23 protein-coding genes are annotated in these 19,045 nt (G+C 44.5%); 13 read left to right on the forward strand and 10 right to left on the reverse strand.

All coding sequences use genetic code 11. From position 1 onward, the window contains the following. Window positions 1–66 precede the first annotated feature (66 nt). Complete coding sequence (locus CKQ84_RS23075) at window positions 67–423, forward strand: glutathione S-transferase N-terminal domain-containing protein (RefSeq protein ID WP_028760396.1); 357 nt, start codon at window positions 67–69, stop codon at window positions 421–423. Window positions 424–571: 148 nt separating this feature from the next. Here CKQ84_RS23075 and CKQ84_RS23080 read toward each other — a convergent pair whose 3' ends face one another. Next, on the reverse strand, window positions 572–1,261 hold the full coding sequence (locus tag CKQ84_RS23080; protein WP_105252890.1) for an energy-coupling factor ABC transporter permease: 690 nt from the start codon (window positions 1,259–1,261) through the stop codon (window positions 572–574). 131 nt (window positions 1,262–1,392) lie between these two features. Here CKQ84_RS23080 and CKQ84_RS23085 point away from each other — a divergent pair, with 131 nt between their 5' ends. Further along, a complete protein-coding gene (locus CKQ84_RS23085; RefSeq protein WP_028760398.1) occupies window positions 1,393–1,854 on the forward strand; it encodes a hypothetical protein in 462 nt (153 codons plus the stop codon). A gap of 137 nt (window positions 1,855–1,991) precedes the next feature. Here CKQ84_RS23085 and CKQ84_RS23090 read toward each other — a convergent pair whose 3' ends face one another. From CKQ84_RS23090 to CKQ84_RS23105, 4 genes are read right to left on the reverse strand one after another with little or no spacing between them, the layout of a single operon-like run. Further along, complete coding sequence (locus CKQ84_RS23090; protein WP_006081200.1) at window positions 1,992–2,171, reverse strand: Trm112 family protein; 180 nt, start codon at window positions 2,169–2,171, stop codon at window positions 1,992–1,994. Window positions 2,172–2,181: 10 nt separating this feature from the next. After that, window positions 2,182–3,177 (reverse strand): tetraacyldisaccharide 4'-kinase, encoded by a 996-nt coding sequence (gene lpxK / locus CKQ84_RS23095; RefSeq protein ID WP_105252891.1) that lies wholly within the window; start codon window positions 3,175–3,177, stop codon window positions 2,182–2,184. Next, on the reverse strand, window positions 3,178–4,986 hold the full coding sequence (gene msbA, locus CKQ84_RS23100; RefSeq protein ID WP_105252892.1) for a lipid A export permease/ATP-binding protein MsbA: 1,809 nt from the start codon (window positions 4,984–4,986) through the stop codon (window positions 3,178–3,180). It abuts the gene before it with no gap. A gap of 32 nt (window positions 4,987–5,018) precedes the next feature. Continuing rightward, window positions 5,019–7,337, reverse strand: coding sequence for a DNA internalization-related competence protein ComEC/Rec2 (locus CKQ84_RS23105; RefSeq protein WP_105252893.1), 2,319 nt, complete (start codon window positions 7,335–7,337; stop codon window positions 5,019–5,021). A gap of 32 nt (window positions 7,338–7,369) precedes the next feature. Here CKQ84_RS23105 and CKQ84_RS23110 point away from each other — a divergent pair, with 32 nt between their 5' ends. The 6 genes from CKQ84_RS23110 (at window position 7,370) to CKQ84_RS24125 (ending at window position 10,511) form a co-directional block, all read left to right on the forward strand. Next, entirely contained in the window at window positions 7,370–7,879 is a 510-nt protein-coding gene (locus CKQ84_RS23110) for a DUF2062 domain-containing protein (RefSeq protein WP_028760402.1), read from the forward strand. A gap of 257 nt (window positions 7,880–8,136) precedes the next feature. Further along, window positions 8,137–8,541, forward strand: coding sequence for a phosphate-starvation-inducible protein PsiE (locus tag CKQ84_RS23115; protein WP_028760403.1), 405 nt, complete (start codon window positions 8,137–8,139; stop codon window positions 8,539–8,541). Window positions 8,542–8,699: 158 nt separating this feature from the next. Beyond that, on the forward strand, window positions 8,700–9,002 hold the full coding sequence (locus CKQ84_RS23120; RefSeq protein WP_105252894.1) for a PilZ domain-containing protein: 303 nt from the start codon (window positions 8,700–8,702) through the stop codon (window positions 9,000–9,002). 76 nt (window positions 9,003–9,078) lie between these two features. Then, a complete protein-coding gene (locus CKQ84_RS23125) occupies window positions 9,079–9,747 on the forward strand; it encodes an AAA family ATPase (RefSeq protein WP_028760405.1) in 669 nt (222 codons plus the stop codon). Continuing rightward, window positions 9,734–10,078, forward strand: coding sequence for a replication protein RepA (locus CKQ84_RS23130; RefSeq protein WP_105252895.1), 345 nt, complete (start codon window positions 9,734–9,736; stop codon window positions 10,076–10,078). Before CKQ84_RS23125 ends, CKQ84_RS23130 begins: the two co-directional genes overlap by 14 nt. A 235-nt stretch (window positions 10,079–10,313) precedes the next feature. Then, window positions 10,314–10,511, forward strand: a complete 198-nt coding sequence (locus tag CKQ84_RS24125) for a hypothetical protein (protein ID WP_105252896.1) — start codon at window positions 10,314–10,316, stop codon at window positions 10,509–10,511. Here CKQ84_RS24125 and CKQ84_RS23140 read toward each other — a convergent pair. Then, window positions 10,438–10,680: a YecH family metal-binding protein gene (locus tag CKQ84_RS23140; RefSeq protein WP_105252897.1), complete on the reverse strand. Its 243-nt coding sequence runs from the start codon at window positions 10,678–10,680 to the stop codon at window positions 10,438–10,440. The genes CKQ84_RS24125 and CKQ84_RS23140 overlap by 74 nt on opposite strands. A 128-nt stretch (window positions 10,681–10,808) precedes the next feature. Between CKQ84_RS23140 and CKQ84_RS23145 the strand changes: the two genes are divergently transcribed. The 5 genes from CKQ84_RS23145 to CKQ84_RS23165 all read left to right on the forward strand — a co-directional run bounded on the left by CKQ84_RS23145 (window position 10,809) and on the right by CKQ84_RS23165 (window position 16,064). Then, window positions 10,809–12,506 carry a sensor histidine kinase gene (locus CKQ84_RS23145; protein ID WP_028760408.1) on the forward strand — a complete coding sequence of 566 codons (1,698 nt, stop codon included), beginning with the start codon at window positions 10,809–10,811 and terminating at the stop codon, window positions 12,504–12,506. Continuing rightward, window positions 12,503–13,213 carry a two-component system response regulator BtsR gene (gene btsR, locus CKQ84_RS23150; RefSeq protein ID WP_105252898.1) on the forward strand — a complete coding sequence of 237 codons (711 nt, stop codon included), beginning with the start codon at window positions 12,503–12,505 and terminating at the stop codon, window positions 13,211–13,213. The genes CKQ84_RS23145 and btsR overlap by 4 nt, the downstream gene beginning before the upstream one ends. Window positions 13,214–13,412: 199 nt before the next feature. Continuing rightward, complete coding sequence (locus CKQ84_RS23155; RefSeq protein ID WP_105252899.1) at window positions 13,413–14,873, forward strand: carbon starvation protein A; 1,461 nt, start codon at window positions 13,413–13,415, stop codon at window positions 14,871–14,873. Between the two features lie 182 nt (window positions 14,874–15,055). Continuing rightward, window positions 15,056–15,439, forward strand: coding sequence for a VF530 family DNA-binding protein (locus CKQ84_RS23160; protein WP_105252900.1), 384 nt, complete (start codon window positions 15,056–15,058; stop codon window positions 15,437–15,439). A gap of 169 nt (window positions 15,440–15,608) precedes the next feature. Further along, the gene (locus CKQ84_RS23165) at window positions 15,609–16,064 is read left to right on the forward strand and encodes a FlxA-like family protein (RefSeq protein ID WP_105252901.1); all 456 of its coding nucleotides are present in this window, start codon (window positions 15,609–15,611) and stop codon (window positions 16,062–16,064) included. Between the two features lie 52 nt (window positions 16,065–16,116). Here the strand turns inward: CKQ84_RS23165 and CKQ84_RS23170 are convergent, their stop codons facing one another. From CKQ84_RS23170 to nrdG, 4 genes are all read right to left on the reverse strand, one after another. After that, a complete protein-coding gene (locus CKQ84_RS23170) occupies window positions 16,117–17,064 on the reverse strand; it encodes a hypothetical protein (protein WP_105252902.1) in 948 nt (315 codons plus the stop codon). A gap of 57 nt (window positions 17,065–17,121) precedes the next feature. Continuing rightward, entirely contained in the window at window positions 17,122–17,736 is a 615-nt protein-coding gene (gene ribA, locus CKQ84_RS23175; protein WP_006087423.1) for a GTP cyclohydrolase II, read from the reverse strand. A 273-nt stretch (window positions 17,737–18,009) separates the two neighbouring features. Then, window positions 18,010–18,366 carry a YibL family ribosome-associated protein gene (locus CKQ84_RS23180; protein WP_028760414.1) on the reverse strand — a complete coding sequence of 119 codons (357 nt, stop codon included), beginning with the start codon at window positions 18,364–18,366 and terminating at the stop codon, window positions 18,010–18,012. 114 nt (window positions 18,367–18,480) lie between these two features. Then, window positions 18,481–18,942, reverse strand: coding sequence for an anaerobic ribonucleoside-triphosphate reductase-activating protein (gene nrdG / locus CKQ84_RS23185; protein WP_105252903.1), 462 nt, complete (start codon window positions 18,940–18,942; stop codon window positions 18,481–18,483). Between the last annotated feature and the right edge of the window lie 103 nt (window positions 18,943–19,045).

The raw sequence follows: 19,045 nt of genomic DNA on the forward strand, positions 1-19,045 counted from the left end.
CACACTTTCTGTGGCGCCATAACGCACAAATGTTCTTCCACAAAAATTATCATTAAGGTCAATAACATGTTTATCATTCGCTGGATTTTAGGCAGGATTATTCTGTTTTTAAATTTCGTATTTAGCCCTAAGAAGCGCCAACGTCCACTGGCTGAGCAACAAAAAATTGATGCTCAAACTCAAGCATTAGCCCTGTATCAATATCCTGCATGCCCATTTTGTGTAAAAGTCCGCCGTGCAATGCGTCGCCAAGGACTCAACATAGTGACCCACGACGCTAAAAAAGCGCCGCATAAAGATGAACTCATCGCTCAAGGCGGCAAACAGCAAGTGCCTTGTCTGCGGATTGAAGAAAACGGTCAAGTACAGTGGTTATATGAATCAAAAGAAATCATTAACTACTTAGACCAACGCTTCGCCTAAATCACGGCGCAACGGTCAGCGCAAATATACAAATAAGTGCGCCCAGTAAACTTTTCAATCGTCTGTTCAATGGGCTCCTTACAAAGGGCTTTACGTTGGAATGACGAGGTTTAGGGCGCAGTTCTTTTATTGCGTTGTTTTATCGCATTTACTTACGCCACAAATATTCACGGTCAGAATAATCAAATAACCACTGGGGCTGATACACCACCAATAGCGTCACTGCCATGCCATTAAGCAATGCCTCAGGGAATGCCAGCAAAGGGATGAGCATCAGGTAGTCGTCCACTAACACATTCCAATCGTAATCCGCTGCAGACCACAACCATATAGCCCAACTCAATTGATGAAACACAGTTGAGAGGCCCGCATTGATAAAACCACCGACGAAGATGAATACAAAAATATGTTTAGGAAATAAATGGTAACTGCGACTGTATAGGATAAAACACAGAAACAGCGGCACAGCCATAGCGAACAAACTAAAAGCACCAAAATCAGCGGGCTGCTTTAATACAAAAAGACTAAAAAAAGCGCTCGGCAATAGCAACACTAGAGTCGCAAGACGCCAGCCGAACATCAGCATACAAGTGACAATTCCCAGAAAATGCAGATGCAACCCAGTTTGAATACTGGCATTTAACGACCACAGTGCATTGATCCCCACCAACGTCAGCAACAAACGTAATTGGAGATGTTTATCCCGCCGGAGCTGCACTAACTCTTCTTTTGGCCATATGGCGTAGATCCATAACGCCAAGAACATAAGGCATATACCTTGAGTCAGGCTCATATCCCATTCGATTTGCGCCCATTTATTTGACCAAAACGCCAACATTACTCGCCCATCCTTAATCCATTACACCTATCGGCGCGTACTCAGCCAATGAGAATGCCATAAATCCATGAACTTTAGGGCCATATTAAGGTATTCTTCTGTCAGTTAATAACTAAGAGTTAAATTTGATTATGCCGTTTCGATATCTCAGCCTTGCCATCTTAAGTTGTTTCTCGCTCATCGCCTGCAGCAGTGCGCCAATTGACCCGAGTGAACTCGCCGGAAAATTACGGGATAAGTTAACGACGGATATTAAAAGCGATGGCCTTAAACTCTTCAGCTACAAAGCGCGTCTGGTCGATGAAAAGTCGACAATGAATGATACAGAGCGCCCTTTTCCACACGAGGCACGCATACGTAATATGCAAGATCCCCGTGAGCAACGTCGCGCGATGCAAGATCTACAGGACTCATTAGAAATTTGGGGGAGACAGGTTGATTTGGGTTTAATCAAAACCCTTGAAATGACGGGTTATTGCCGCGAAGGTTATATTGAATTAAGCCGAATTATCGAGCCTGGTCGAGGAGAAATCCGCGGTGAGTGCCAAGAGGGTGCAACCAATGCTGATAAACAAAAATTTATGAGCTATTAACTAAACTCAAAGTAATGAAGAAACGTGCACAGTTACCAATACAAAAAACTTAAATCGGCTAAAAATAGCTAAAACAATAATAAGCAGAATAAAAAACAAGCATGCGCGTATGAGACAATACGCGCATTCACGTCACACTAAACTGATTCGGTCAGTGGCACAGCACGATTTTCCAATAACACAGGGATACCTTCAGTGATCGGATAAGCAAGTTTATCTGCCTTACAAATCAACTGCTGCGTCGTTTTATCGTACTCAAGTTTTCCCTTACACACAGGGCAAGCCACTATATCTAACAATTTTTTATCGAATGCCATGGAAGTTTCCTTATTTAGCTGCAGCCACTTCACGAAGACGTGCGAGCAGCTGTTCATCAAATTGTGGGGATAGCTTGGCATCGACCGCCAAATACCACCAGTTTTCTTGTGCAAAATCGCGACATTTAACCGCATCTTTTTCTGTCATCAACAGTGGCAAGCCTTGGGCTAAATCACCTAACTGGGTTTTATCGTAGGCCTGATGGTCATCAAAACCATGGCAGAAAGCCAGTTGATAGCCTTGTGCGCGCAACGATTCAAAGAAACGCGCTGGATTACCTATGCCCGCCATCGCAACGAGCGGCAAAGACTTATCGAAAGTATATTCACCAGACGTCGCATCACATTTAACAGGCTTCACTGCCGTAGGTGTCAGTTGCATTTCGAACTGCCCTTTTGCCGCTGGGCCGCCATTACTGACGATAAAATCCACGGTATCGAGACGCCACGCGCCTTCACGCAATGGACCTGCTGGCAATAGCAAGCCATTGCCTAAACCGCGCTGACCATCAATCACCACTAGCTCAATATCGCGTACCAGAGCATAATGCTGTAGGCCATCGTCACAGATGATGACATCAACACCAAACTCAGCAATAAGCGCATTAGCCGCATCGACCCGTTTAGCGCCAACCACCATAGGCACTTGAGTACGCGCCACTATCATGGCAGGTTCATCACCTACCTCTGCCGCACTTGCACCTAAGCAAACCGATTTAACGCCTTGAATATCAACACCGTAACCACGACTGATCACACCGGGGTGAAATCCATGTTGGCGCAGTAATTCAATCAGATAAATCACAGTTGGCGTCTTACCGCTGCCACCGACGGTAATATTACCGACGACGATGATAGGTACAGGCATTGCAGTTTGTGATTTCATCCCGAGGTGAAACAAAGCGCGGCGCACATAAGTGATAACCGCGAATAAGCCAGATAAAGGTAACAAGAGCCATCGCAGTGGATGGCCCTGATACCAAATTTTATTCACTAAGGCCTGCATCTAACTACCAAATTGCATTTGGTATAATTTGGCGTACATGCCATCTAATTCCAATAGTGATTGGTGCGTCCCGCGCTCGACGATACGCCCCTGATCGACTACTAAAATCTGATCGGCACTCTCGATGGTCGACAACCTGTGGGCGATCACTACAGATGTGCGGTTTTGTCTGAGGTTATCTAACCCTTTTTGAATGGCTTTTTCTGACTCAGTATCCAGTGCGGAGGTCGCTTCATCGAGGATCAACACGGGCGCATCACGCAACATAGCGCGCGCAATCGCAATCCGCTGTCTTTGACCACCGGACAATAACACGCCATTCTCACCCACTTGGGTATCAAGGCCCTGGGGCAGTTGATCAATAAACTCCATCGCATAGGCCAAGGTCGCAGCTTCAATGATCTGCTCACGAGTGGCTTCACCTGGGTAGGCGTAAGCGATGTTATTGGCTATCGTGTCATTGAACAAGGTCACCTGTTGCGATACCAGTGCCACTTGATTGCGCAGCGATTTTAGCGAGTAATCGTAGATGCTGACGTCATCAAGCAGAATATCGCCGGATTCAAGGCCAGTATAAAAACGGGTCACTAAACTCGCAATAGTCGACTTACCTGAGCCAGAACGTCCAACTAAGGCTAAGGTTTGCCCAGGTTTGACTTCAAAATCAACATTCTCAAGTGCACGACGATCTTGGCTGTCATAGGTAAAACACACATTGTCAAAACGTAGATGACCCTTAGCACGCTCGACAGTATAAGTTCCCGTATCGGACTCTGGCAGCGTATCCAGTAATTCAAACACTGTGGTACAAGCCGCAATACCCCGTTGAAATTCAGCATTCACTCGGGTTAAGTTTTTGATGGGTTGTAACATGGCCATCATGGCACCAAGAATCGTCGCGAAGGTACCCGCGGTAAGATCGGCTTTCATGCTGTCTAAGCTTGCCGCATAAAGTACAAAGGCTAAGGCGAATGAGCCGATAATCATGATCAGAGGCTGACTAATGGCTTGTGCCACAGCTAACTTCATATTTTGATGGCGGTTTTGATCGTTTACTTTAGCAAAACGGGTTGCTTCGGTTTCCTGTCCACCAAAGGCCAATACGTTTTTATGGCCTTTAATCATTTGCTCCGTAGTCGCACTCACCCCGCCCATGGCTGTTTGAATTTGCTTAGAGACCTTGCGGAAACGACGACTAACCACCGCAATGACCATGCCCATGATAGGACCAATCACAAGAATACAGAGGGATAGCTTCCAAGAGTTATAGAACATCAGCACCAGCATACCAAACACAGTCACACTATCGCGGACGATGGAAATCAAAGCACTTCCCGATGCTCGAGCGATTTGCTCAGTATCAAAAGTCACTTTTGAGATCAAGTTACCGGTATTTTCCTTATCCATATAACTGACAGGCAGGCTCAGATAATGCTCAAACACTTGCTGACGCATGTCCATGATCAAACGTGCACTCATATATGAAATGCCGTAAGTCGAAACAAAGTTAGCAAAGCCACGTAGGGAAAACATAACGATAACCACAAGCGGCGCCATCATAAGCACGTCGTTGTTTGCGTGGAAACCTTCACTGGTTGGCAATGCGATGCCGTTGGTCACCGCAGCAGGTGCGCCGCCGGAGAAACCCTTATCAATAAAGGGGCCGATGAAAGCGATAAAGGCGGCATCGACGAGACCATAAATAATTAATCCCGCAACTGAAAGCATAAACATGCCTTTCATCTGTTTTATATAGCCCAGTAATCGTTTGAAAACTGTCCACATTTCGTCTTTAGGAGATGTTGTCATTGATAACACTAAATTATGGCAAAGTAGGCATTCTACTCTGGATTAATCAAGTCACCAAATCTAAACAGAGAGTTGTACCAAAATGGCGCTAAATCACCACGATAGGTCTTAACCTCTCGCTCAGACTGCTGAAAAATCACACTAATCTGCCCTTCTATACCTGTAGTTAGGCCCATAATCTCCCGTTGCTGATACCGTTCAACCACTGTGGATTTTGGAAACCCCCAGCGATTAGCAAAACCAGCAGGAAACAAGACTAACTTGGGTGCAACAGCATCAATAAAGGCTTCAGTTGACGAGGTTTTACTGCCGTGGTGGGGCGCAACGAGCACTTCACTTTGTAACTCATACTCACCACTTAAGGCACGACTTAATAGCGAAGTTTCGATTTGCTTTTCGATATCCCCCGTAAGCAGTAGACTCTGCCTGTCATCATCAATGCGTATAACACAGGAACCATTATTACCCACTAACGCTTGAGGCGGAGAAAGCAAATTCAAGCTCAGCCCTTGCCATTGAATCTGCCTTGGGCGGCAATCTTGGCCGCTAAAGCCTGCCACGTCAGTGATCACTAAAGCCTTAGGGTAAGCCTCAATCAAAACAGGGGCACCACCTGCATGATCGTTATCGCTATGGCTGATAACAATATAATCAATCTCTTGAATGCCTTTGGCTTTTAGGAAAGGCAATATCACCCGCTCCGCATAACTGAAGTCATCACCAAAAGCGGCACCAGTGTCGTAAACCAGCCCTCTATCATTCTTTTCAATAACCACAGCTAAACCTTGGCCCACATCCAGTAAATGCATAGCCCATCGATTATTTTGAACGGGTGACCACAGCGTAATACAGAAAAGCAAAGTGGGAATAAACAGTAAACTCAGCAGGCTTAACCAAGAAGTATAATTTTTATTTTTAGGCACATAGCGCCATAACACACCACCGATGAGCGCGGATAACCCCAAGGCTAATATCGTATCTGAAAGCGCTAACCAGTGGGCTGGCAATTGCGGGCTTATGTCTAGCAACTGCGCATAGGGTGATAAACTCCAATCACTTAGGCGAAGCAGTCCCAACCAAGAGAACCCAAACGCAGTACCAACCCACCAGCATATAAATCCCGCCATAGCTAATGGGATAACAACAAAACTAAACCATGGCACAGCTAGGATATTCATCCACAAGCTGTGTAAACTCACACCACCAAAGAGTGCTCCTTGCAGTAATCCAAGCCCAAGGCTCAAGCGCCACTGGATGGCCCAAAATTGTAAAAGCGCAGCGCCTACACGCGTCCTTCGAGTCGACACAGCCGTAAACTCTTTGGGCTGGATGACCAAGGTATATAAAATCACCCCTAAAGCACAAAACGACAGCCAAAATCCCGCACTTAAACAAGCAAGCGGGTCAAGTAACAATACGACAAACAATGCAAACAGCAAGCGCTCCCACGCAGTAGAAAATCGCTTTAATAAACTCAGTAGCATTAACAGTAAAATCATCACGAGTGCACGCTGAGTCGACACACCAAAGCCTGCAAGATAAGCATAAAATGCGGCGCCTATACCTGCCGCGACTAACGCAAAAGTCATATTACGTCGACTCTGATGTGACACCAAACGACTCAATCCAAACAAAAGGCAAGCGTATACCCATGCCGCAACAACGGAGAGGTGCAAACCGGAAATCGCCACTAAATGGCCAGTGCCAGTCTGCCTTAGTGCTTGCCAACGAGCTTGTGAGATCAAATGCTTATCCCCCAAAAGCAAGGCGAGTAAAATGTCACCTTGAGGTAAAGAGGCTAATTCAGGTGTCAATGCGCTTATGAGGTCATTACGCAATGAAGGCGAAACCGCAAGTAACTGCGCCTCAATCACTCGTCCTTTACCGACAACATGTTGACTGATTAATTGTTTTTGTTCGTTGTAGCCGCCTTGATTTAGCACGCTAGCAATGCTCTTAGGTGTCAACGTAAACAGCCAAACCTGACCCACATCGACTTCTGGCGGATCTTTCCACGTGAGTCGCAATTTTGCGTTTGGCCCTAAGATTAAATTTGGTTTAATGAGCGATATATCCAAACTTAGCCAGTCGCTGTTTCGACTAACTAGTGATATGATTTCGCCCCTTACCTGTATAGGTTGTTGTAACACTGGCAAATCCTGCCTAGATAATCCTAAGCAAAAACCAGTTAGCCATGCTACCGCAAAGAGCCCACCTGCACAGACAGGGATTTTTCGGTGTAAGATTAACGCCCCAACAACAAGGTAGGGTATGTAACTGACTGGCGGCAGCGAAGGCCATAACATCGCTGATAATAAGATGGCACTAAAGCCAAACATGAATCGATTCATAGTGAATTAAGTTAAGACAGCAATTTCAGCATATGCCAAAAAAATTAATTAAAAGATTTATGCCTAAGCCTGAAACCTTGCGTGAGCATAAACACTTACGCATGTTCGGACGCTTGTTACATAATCCCAATCTATGGGCACTTAATCGAAAATCCGCCCCAGGCGCATTTGCCGTAGGGTTATTTGTCGCTTGGATCCCCATGCCATTTCAGATGGTTGTTGCAGCGGCTTTTGCCATTCTATTTAACGTTAATATTCCCGTTTCAGTTGCATTAGTATGGATAACCAATCCCTTAACTATGCCAGTGATGTTTTATGGGGCGTATTTGCTCGGTGCTAAAATACTCGGCCATGCTCCGCAAGATTTTGCCTTCGAAGCAAGTTGGCAATGGATTGAAGCATCGCTTGCCACCATAGGTCCGGCATTCTTACTCGGGTGTCTCGTGCTAGGAGTGGTTTTTTCCGCTGTCGGTTATTTGCTGATTAATAATCTGTGGAAATATTCAATTATGTTTAAGTGGCAGAAACGCAAGAATAAATAATCTTTTATATTCAAACCGCTTATGTTGGTACAACGATTGAGTCGAGGTAACAGCATAAGCGGATTAACACATTCGCTCTCGCTTCCCTTTTGTTCATCATATAAATCACCTTCTACATACAACCACGTTAACTCCACTTTACGCCGAATTTAAGATCGTACATATCTGTGAATTAAATCACACAGCGGCGCCTAGCTTTTCCCTAAAAACAGATTTTTGCTGTTACTATTTATAAAAACATCAAGTAGGGAATATCCATGCCTTTTTATCATCAATATGGTTCTAAAAGCCTTAAAGCCGTTGAACACTTAGTCCTATTTATTATTGCCATTGCCACCGTTGTCGCAATAGGCCAAGAAATTGTGCATATCATCTCTGTACGTATGGTCGCACTGGCCGATTTACTCTTGTTATTTATTTTCTTAGAAGTGTTAGCCATGGTGGCTAACTACTATGAATCCGGTAAGTTACCAGTACGTATGCCGCTTTATATTGCGATTGTCGCCTTGGCCCGTTACCTAATCTTAGATATGAAGAGCATGGAAGACTGGCGTATCGCAGCAATATCATTATCGACGCTAATTTTAGCGGCAACCGTGATTGTGATTCGTTGGGGCCAATTAAAAATGCCTTATCCAAAAAATCAAGAATACGACAATTAATCAAATACCTGAGTTGGTGCTATTGAAACCTAAATCAATGGCACCTGCTGTTCTCGTTTTAAAACTATTATCAAAGACCTAGCTTTCACATTGGTATTCTGCCAAAAAGCAATTATGCTAGTTTTACTGAGATCAATAATTTACGGGGCAATTGAGTTATGGGTGACCATACTACTGGTTTTGAAGAAAAACGCACATCACTGCGAGTCGACATGGAAGCAGAGCGCGTGGTTTTGAATTGGATCGACACTCAAGGCATGAAGCAAACAGATGAAGGTGTGTGTATCGACTTAGCAAGACGCGGCATTTTATTCGATTATAAAAATCCGTTTGCACTGGGCGAACTCATCGAAGTGACCTTTAATCCCAATTCAACCCAACAAAATACCGTTAAAGGACAAGTCTGCCGTTGCGCGAGATGCCATGACCAAAGCTACCATATTGCTATGCAACTGCTTTAATTTAACTTAAATTTCGCAGCTTTAATGGCTCTGTTCTACACTCAATGAATTGAACAATTCATTAAGGGGCGTCAGTATGATCTTGCTGGTAGGTGGTGAAAAAGGTGGTAGCGGAAAAAGTTGTCTCGCTCAAAATCTTGCCGTTTATATTAAGCAAAAATTTCAGGCAAACGTCCTCATGGTCGATTGTGATCCCCAACGCACGACTTCAGATTGGATCCAAGCAAGAAATAATGATCCAAGCCTCCCAAGTATTAATTGCATCCAACTTTACGGCAAGATTCGTAATGATTTACTCAGCCTCAATGAGCGTTTTGACTACGTAATTGTAGATTGTGGTGGCCAAGATAACTTAGCCATGCGCGCAGCTATGTCGGTAGCGACTTATGTTGTGATCCCCCTCAGACCCAAAAGACGCGATCTCAAAACATTACCCCACATGGAAGACATGCTAAGTACGTGTAAGATGGTGAATCCTAAAATGATCGCGACTATAGTGCTAACCCAATGTCCAGCGCTTCCTACACAGTTTAAACGCATTTTAGAAGCCAAAGATGTGGTGCAATCCTTTGGACTAAGAGTGCTAAATTCAGTTACATTTTGCCGAAATATTTATGATGACAGTGAAGAAAGAGGCTCTTCAGTCGTCGAAATAGAACCCGATGGGAAAGCAGCCGATGAGATCCGCGCCATAGCGGATGAGTTATTCGCAATGCCACCAGAAAATAGCTATGAGCTTAACTGATCTTAAACGTAAGAAACCTAAGCAAATCATCAAGCCGGTTTCTGTCGATGATTTCATTGAAGATGCCAATAACTACGCCTTAGGTAAGGCGAGTTTATTAGCTGCGCCCACCACACACACCATAGTTAAGGGCTTAGATAAAAAATCGACTAAGATTTATCGCCACGCGACCTTTACCCTCACTGAAAACAGCATTTCTCAGCTTGACGCCCTATCGAAATCCACCAATATTGCAAAATCTCGATTACTGCGTATTTTGATCAATGAATTTACCCAACTCACCCCCGCACAGCAGGAGCAAATTGCAAATAAGCGCCACGATGAAACCTGAGCTTCAACAAACCGATTACACGTCTAAGTGACTAAAAACTAATCAACGAAATAAAATGAGTACGCTATGTCACTGTGTATTATACCAATCATATTAAATAGTTAGTCAGTTCAGAGCCTCACTGGCATCTCAATCCAAGGCGCATTGACGCAGAAATGGTCATTCCCTATTAAGTCAATGCAACACCGGAGTGGAATGCCTGTGTGGCTCCCGAAGGGCGGCTGATGTTAACTACATGGCAACGCCCTTTATACTGCGTTTAAGGCTTTTGACAGAGCACCACTATGCCTTCAAGCCTTCGCCTTGTCTAAAGCGCTTTGAGCTCCCGCTGAATGAACAGATATTTAATACGATGGGTATTAATGCCCACACTTTCGCCCAGCTACAAGTTGAATACCTTGGGACGTTTCGTAAAACTTACCTTTACCTATGAGTAACTCAATTAATGCTTCGGCACTCAAATCAGTTGCACTACAAGTATGGTATCGAGCCGCCGAGCCAAACTTTTGCTCCATCATGGAAATTAATTCAGGCTTTATAATAGCGGCCCCTTGAGCTACCATCAGCGCCATAACATCATGACCGTGAACAGAATTGGACATATGTCCTCCTAAAGATGCAATATTATTGTTCTTTATATCCTAACGGTTAAATTCGAACCCTGATCTCGCGCACAAACTTTCAAATGAGGACGACTGCGCCGACATCTGTGACGATAATGTGAGCCATTATGTCTTTGATCCTATTACTGACCCAACAGATGTCGCTGTACTTAGTGATCGTTTACTTAGTCAGTAAAACGCCACTGTTTAAACTGTTTGCCGAAACGTCTCCTCGTCTGCCACATAAGATTTTTATGTATCTGATTTTTTCGAGTTTCTGCATCATGGCAACTTATTTTGGTGAGCAAACCTCGGGAGCGATTGCCAACACTCGTGCTATGGGCGCAGTTTTAGGCGGATTATTAGGAGGACCGGTTACTGGTTTTCTGGTGGGGCTGACTGGTGGGCTACACCGCTACAGTATGGGAGGCTTTACTGATATAGCCTGCGCCATCTCCACCACCTTAGAAGGCTTATCCGCAGGGATGATAAGCTTCTACTTAAGACGCGCAGATAAAAGTGAGCTCATCTACAATCCATTACTCGTTTGCCTAGTGACTTTTTATGCTGAAATGATGCAAATGAGCATCATACTTTTGGTTGCACGCCCCTTCGATGATGCATGGGAATTAGTACGTCAAATCGCGCCGCCCATGTTATTAGTCAATTCCGTGGGAGCGGCACTCTTTATGAGCATGATCCGTGACCAAAAAACCATGTTTGATAAACTCTCATCGAGCTTTTCGACTAAGGCATTAAAAATTGCCGAACGCAGTGTCGGATTACTATCCAAAGGATTTAACGAAGAAAGTAGTAGTCACGTCGCCCAAATCGTCATCGAAGAAACCAATGTGGGTGCAGTGGCCATCACGGACAGGGAAAAACTGTTAGCCTTTATTGGCATAGGCGCCGATCACCATCTCCCAGGTACACCGATTTCGTCCAAAATCACCTTAGAAGCCATCAATCAAAATAAGGTCATGTTCGCCGATGGCGTTGAAACGCCCTATGCATGCTCTATTTCTTCTCATTGCCGTCTAGGGTCAAGTCTAGTGATCCCGCTGCGCAGTGATACCGAAGTCATTGGCACGATTAAACTCTATGAGCCTAAGAATAAACTTTTTTTGAATATCAACCGTACTTTAGGTGAAGGTATTGCCCGCCTATTATCAAACCAAATTCTTTATGGCCGGTTTGAGCAGCAGCAAAATCTACTGACTCAAGCCGAACTTAAATTGCTACAGGCTCAGGTCAATCCGCACTTTTTATTTAATGCACTGAATACCATTAGCGCGATTATCAAACGTGATCCTGATATGTCTAAGCAGCTACTGCAGCAGTTATCGCAATTTTTACGGATCAATTTAAAGCGAACGACAGGCTTAGTGACGCTTGGGGATGAGCTAGATCACATAGCGTCCTATCTCACCATTGAAAAAGCGCGTTTTATTGATAAATTACAAGTCAGTATCGCGATACCTGAATCACTCTACCACTGTAAAGTCCCCGCCTTTACCCTACAGCCAATTATTGAGAATGCCGTAAAGCACGGCACTTCGCACATGATTGAGCAAGGGCAGATTAAAGTGACAGGCAAGCTCGAAAATGATGTGTTGGAGCTAGAAGTCACAGACAATGCCGGGTTGTATCAGCCCATTGAGGGATCAGAAGGCCTAGGGATGAACTTAGTGCATAAGCGAATTCAAAATATTTTTGGCGAACAATACGGCGTGACAGTGGAGTGCGAGCCCGATCAATTGACTCGTGTCACCATAAGATTGCCCATAGAAAGCCCTGAAACATCAAATATGGATAACCGCACGTGATCACTTGTTTAATTGTCGATGATGAGCTGTTTGCTCGTGAAGAATTAGCTGACCTTTTGGGGCAAGAACACGACATTCAAATCGTCGGTCAATGCGCCAATGCTATTGAGGCATTGCAGAGCATAACCAAAGAAAAACCTCAGTTAATCTTTCTTGATATCCAAATGCCACGCATTTCGGGCATGGAACTTATTGCAATGCTCGACCCCGATGACATGCCGAAAATCGTGTTTGTCACCGCCTACGACGAGTTTGCCGTCAAAGCCTTCGACAATCATGCCTTCGATTATTTACTCAAACCCATAGATGCCGACAGACTCAGTAAAACCCTCACTCGCGTGCGTAAAAATCTAACGCCTCAGGCTATGGACTCCATTACCCCAAAGAGTCTTGAACATATTCCCTGCTACAGCGGCAATAAACTCAAAGTCATTGCAATCCAAGATGTGGAATATGTGTTCAGTGACTTAAGCGGCATCCATGTGGCCAGCACGAAAGGCAAAGTCCATACCCAGTTGACCTTGAAAGTATTTGAAGAAAAAACCCCACTGGTGCGCTGCCATCGGCAGTATTTGATTTCACCTAAGGCGATTGCTGAAATTGAGCTGTTAGATACTGGGGCTCAAGTCACCACTCATTTAGGCGATAAAGTCCCCGTATCACGCCGCTATCTTAAAAGCCTTAAACAGCTATTTGGCTTTCAATAAACACAATCCAAAAGTCATCTTAGCGACGTATTTTTAGCCATAAGATGGCCAACAACACTCACCGTTAACATACAATGGTAACCACTTAAGCTCACCTATTGCCGCTCACATTGCATTTTCGACCACTCATTGAGATTACAAAGTTTTATATCAACAACTTGTTTACACTCGCCAGAACTCAAATGGGGAGATAACAAAAATGATGTGGTTCCTACTCTGTGTCGGTCTACTGATCGGCGGCTACTTTATCTACGGCGCCTTTGTCGAGAAAGTCTTCGGCATTAACGCTAATCGTCAAACACCCGCTTTCAGTCAAACTGATGGCGTCGACTTTGTGCCTATGTCTAAAGGCAAAGTCTATCTAATTCAATTATTAAACATTGCAGGCGTAGGCCCAATCTTTGGTCCTATCTTAGGTGCACTCTATGGTCCTGCAGCCATGTTGTGGATTGTGGTTGGCTGTATCTTTGCAGGTGCAGTACATGACTACTTCTCCGGTATGTTGTCAGTGCGCAATGGCGGTCAATCCGTGCCAAACCTTGCGGGTAAGTATTTAGGTAAGACCGCCAAGCACTTCATGAACGTGTTTGCTATTGTGCTGTTACTGCTCGTCGGTGTGGTCTTTATCTCTGCGCCTGCAGGCTTACTTGGCAAGCTTATCGGTTGGGATGTCAGTATCTTCGTTGGTATAATCTTCGTCTATTATCTGATTGCAACTGTGGTACCTATCGATAAAATTATCGGTCGTTTGTACCCCTTCTTTGGCGCTTTATTGTTCTTCATGTCGTTTGGTTTAGCTTTCGCAATTATGCTATCAAGCGAGCACACCTTACTGCCTAACGTACAAGCGGGCGATTTCTTCCAAAACTTAAATCCGAACGACATGCCACTTTGGCCTGCCCTATTCATCACTATTGCCTGTGGCGCGGTATCGGGTTTCCATGCTACTCAATCACCGTTAATGGCCCGCTGCGTTGAAAACGAGACTAATGGTCGCTTCGTCTTCTTTGGCGCCATGATTGGCGAAGGCATTATCGCATTGCTTTGGTGTGCCATCGCGTTGTCTTACTTTGGCGGAGTTGAAGGGTTAAGTGCGGGCATGTCAGGTAACCCTGCCAACGTCGTCTATGAGGCCTCTACCGGTCTGTTAGGCGCTATTGGTGGCTTTATGGCTATCCTAGGAGTGATTATTCTACCGATTACCTCAGGCGATACGGCTTTTCGTTCTGCGCGTTTGATTCTGGCTGAATTTTTCAAGATGCCACAAATCTCACTACCAAAGCGCTTAGTGTTAGCTCTCCCACTATTTGTTATCGGCGGCATATTGACCCAAGTGGACTTTGGTGTGATTTGGCGCTACTTCGGTGTAGCAAACCAAGCCACTGCAGTATTAATGCTGTGGACGGCTTCGGCTTACCTGCTACGACATAATAAACTGCATTGGATTGCGACAATTCCAGCGATGTTTATGACCACTGTGGTTATCACCTTCCTACTGAACTCGTCAACCTTAGGCGCAGGTTTACCTATGACGGTATCAACCATAGCGGGCATAGTCACAACCTTAGTGATTACAGCACTCTTGATTGTGAAAACCAAAGGTAAAGGCGAAATTGATTTACCGGTTGAAACTGAGCTTAAAGAGACAGTCAAAGACTAGTCAAACAATTCAAATGACCAACCTAAAACAGGTGCTTTATTGCGCCTGTTTTGATCATACTGCTCCACCAATAACAGCTATCACAGGTTTAAGCTAGCAAGGTATTCAAGCTTGAGTCGATACCATTCCACACTGTATCAGGCATACAAAACTGCTATACTCCCGCCATAGCACACTGCAACATGCATAATATGAATCAATCGAATAACCCGCTCCACGGCATTAAACTGGAAACGATCATCACTTATTTAGTCGAGAAATACGGCTGGGAAGAATTAGGTGAAAGAATTAATATCCGCTGTTTTACCCACGATCCCAGCATCAAATCCAGTTTACGTTTTTTGAGAAAAACAGAGTGGGCGCGGGATAAAGTCGAATATCTTTATTTAAGAGCCAATAAATTACCCTTGCCGCCACCCAAAGCAGACTCTAGTCAAGCGACTAAGAAGCCTGCGGCAAAAGTTGCGACGAAGAAAACCAATCAAACTCCCCCTGACAAGTCTGTTAAAAGCGATAAACCTAGCACAGATGACAAAGTAAATAGCCATATTTGGGGTAACAGTTAATCTTCGCCCTCTGCAGCCATAAAACGTGAACAGTCCTCACTTGAGGGCTGTATTGTCATCAGCAATATCGCGCTTTTTGCCAAATAAGCCAAAAATTAGCTTCAGTTTTCCAATTAATGGCCGATAGCGATTTGAGTATCAACACAGTTTGCATCTAATGGAGTATGGAATGAGCATTAATGGAATAAACAGTGCCACAATCGGCTCAGCTTTCACTCCGGTATCGGGCGCATATATCGCAGCAACTCCTGCCACAACAAAAACGGCGACTAATGAATCGACAGCAGATGCGCAGGATACTCAAGACACAGTCTCCATTTCTTCAGCCGGCCGCGCCGCATTGTCCGCCGATGTAGGTGCCCCTTTAAGAGACAATGCTGCAGCAAAAAAAGATGGAACAGAAAATGATGCGTCAGAAGAGCCCATGACGTTAATCGACCAACAGATCCAGAAAATAAAAGAGCAGATCAAAGCACTACAAAAAATGCTGGCCAAACTTAAAGGAGATGACTCAGAGGTTGCAGAGCAACAACGTAAGTTAATCCAAGAACAGATAATGCAGCTAAGTAGTCAAATAGCAACCTTGACTGATAAGAAGATGCGCGACGCGCAAAAATCAGCTTAGACAAGGTAACTTACCAATAGTCTTTGTAATACAGCCCGTAATGGATGATAACCTAGATAGGAAAGCTAAACATTAAACGCCAAACATTGAGCCCATCGCCACGACGATAACTGAATCCGATGCGATCAACACTCAATAATTCACCGCCTAACGGCTTAGAAAAGGCAAGGGAGAAACCTGCCTCATAGCTGCCAGAAACAATAGTATCTTGCTCTATCTCGCTAATAAATCTAAGTTCATTGAAATACCAATAGCCTACAGCAAAGATCCTTGGTTGCACCTGCAGATCCCACCATTGCCAGCGTGGTGCTAACCCTAAATCAACACCTGTTTGTAGTACTGCAAATTGATCCGAAAACTTACCATAGTGCTCGCTGTACCCTGCAAAGCGTAATCTCGATACCCACACAGCATCCTGCCCTGCTAAGGTAAAGTCATACAAGCTACTGATCCCTGAGGCGATAATAGCAACGTTATCGTTTTTATCGAAATTAGTGCCAAAACCGATATCTAAATACCCTTCCATTCGAGTATTTTCGCTCGCCTGCCAATGATGCTCAAAACCTGGGGTAACTGTCATAGTACCTATCGACGACGGCAACTCACCTTCAGTGATATCTTTGGCTAAATAATCAAAAAAGCCAAAGGAGATAGGTAAACGTAACCAAGTTTGGCTACCGCTATCTTTCTTTAAGTCAAAAGTTAACGGAATGCTAACGACGGTGGCATTTTGGTTTGCAGCGCGGTAAACGCCAGTGCCAAGATAACTACCAAAGGCGTAAACAGAATTTGGATTAGTGCTAGTTTCTATCGGATTACTACCATTAGCATTACTATTCGGTGCATGATTGATAGAAAAGCCGGGATCATCCGCTTGAGATGCAGATATGAATGTATTTGTAGCGGAAATACTATCGGCAAAGGTGGTAGGAATAACGCTCAGTAATACCAAGCACATTAGCGACAAGCTTAATAGCAACCGACTGAAACAATGGCTCAATTGACTTAAACCTTCCTCATTTTTAACTCAATCGGTCGACTCATCATTATGACAAAACTACTTATTTTCATCCATAAAATGATATTCAGACATCATGTGTCCAAGCTCAGTGGATTTAGTTTTTAAGTACGCTTCGTTATAACGATTTTTACCAACTTGCAGTGGTACGCGCTCAACCACTTCGATGCCAAACTCCTTCATCGCTTTCACTTTACGCGGATTATTGGTCATCAAACGCACATGCTTCACCCCTATCTGTTCCAGCATAGGCTTGATCATGTCGTATTTACGCATATCCGCTTCGAAACCGAGTTGCTCGTTGGCTTCAACCGTGTTAGCGCCTTTATCTTGCAGCTCATAGGCGCGAATTTTATTCAGCAAACCAATGCCACGGCCTTCTTGGCGTAAATAGAGGATAAAGCCACTGCCCGTTTCCGCAATATTTTGCATGGCTGCTTGTAACTGAAAACCACAGTCACAACGCAAGCTAAATAAAGCATCGCCGGTTAAACACTCGGAATGAATACGGCCCAACACAGGTTCATCCGCACTGAGTGTACCGAATGTGAGCGCAACATGCTCTTTACCTGATTCGGTATCTTCAAAACCATGCATGGCAAACACGCCCCAAGGAGTGGGTAACTTTGACGTCGCGACATATTTTATCGACATACTTAACCTTAACGACAACTCTCATTCCATGAGACGAATAAGATCCCTAGAAACAAAACGAGGATTAGGCACTTAGCCAACTAAGCGCACTATTCTAAAGTGTTTTCGAACAATCCAGAAATACTTTAGTGTTTTAATCAACTAAACCAAACATGAATGTCTTTTCGATGGGCAGCACGAAGGAATGGATTAAAACGAAGCAGTGCATTAAATACAAGGAGCACAAACACGCGATCGACACTCGATCCCGTGCCAGTGACATCCAATCCCACATTAAAATTTTGCGGGAGCGTATCCAGTAACTTCCGTTAGCCCCATTTCACGGCCGATAGCCGTCATAGGGTGGATTACCACAAGCCCTTTGACAGACTTTTTCAGTTTGCCCATGTCTGCTTGTTCCGCTTTTGTCAAAGCACGATGGAAAGGCAAACCTTTGATATCTGACCCTTGCTTATTCAATAAGCGGGTTTGTTGCCCTTTCACACTGCCGATTTGCTTAGTGACCGCAGCGATTTCGCGTTTGAACTGGGCAATAATGACGTCATCGCCTCTTTGTTCAGCCGCAGCAAGTTTACGACGAAATTTATCTAATTTATCGTTAAGCTGCTGCAGTTCTTGCTTTAAATTCATTCTGTTACCTTAAATTACCTAAGTTAGCCACAGTAAAATCTTAGCCTGATTATGCTAGCGTCTGTGTCAAGGCCTGAGATTATAGCAGCAAGTTACAGATCCTCGTTACCGCTTTTATAACAAACGAATGATCTGATTGCTGCTACCGCGGAAGACAAGACTCGGATCGGCAAGACTTTGTTCAAATTTTCCGTCCACCAGCACATCAATATAGGCCAACACGGCGCGCTGTTCATCACTCAACTCATCGAGCACATAACCTGTCCACAGCCAAATATCCTTCCCCTTACACTCAGCCTTGACTCGTTTGACGAGCGTCAAAATGGCACTGAGATTGACAGGCAATAAAGGATCGCCGCCCGAAAGCGATAAACCACGGCGCACAATCCGCTGATCATTGAGATCGGCAATAATCCTATCTTCCATCGTCCTATCAAACACATGCCCAGAACGGGGATCCCACGTGCTTTGGTTGTAACAACCGCGGCACTGGTGCTCACAGCCAGAGACAAACAAGGTCGCACGGGTACCTGGGCCATTGACCACATCGATAGGGAAATATTGATGGTAATTCATTGATGGTCACTCATAGTGCATTTCATCTTTTAACACTGACACTCATCCCGTGGCACTATTTGATGCCACGGAATAAGTCTAACAGGCAGAATAAGGTAATAGT

Origin of the sequence: Shewanella sp. WE21 (assembly GCF_002966515.1) — a bacterium.
GTDB classification, from domain to species: domain Bacteria; phylum Pseudomonadota; class Gammaproteobacteria; order Enterobacterales; family Shewanellaceae; genus Shewanella; species Shewanella oncorhynchi.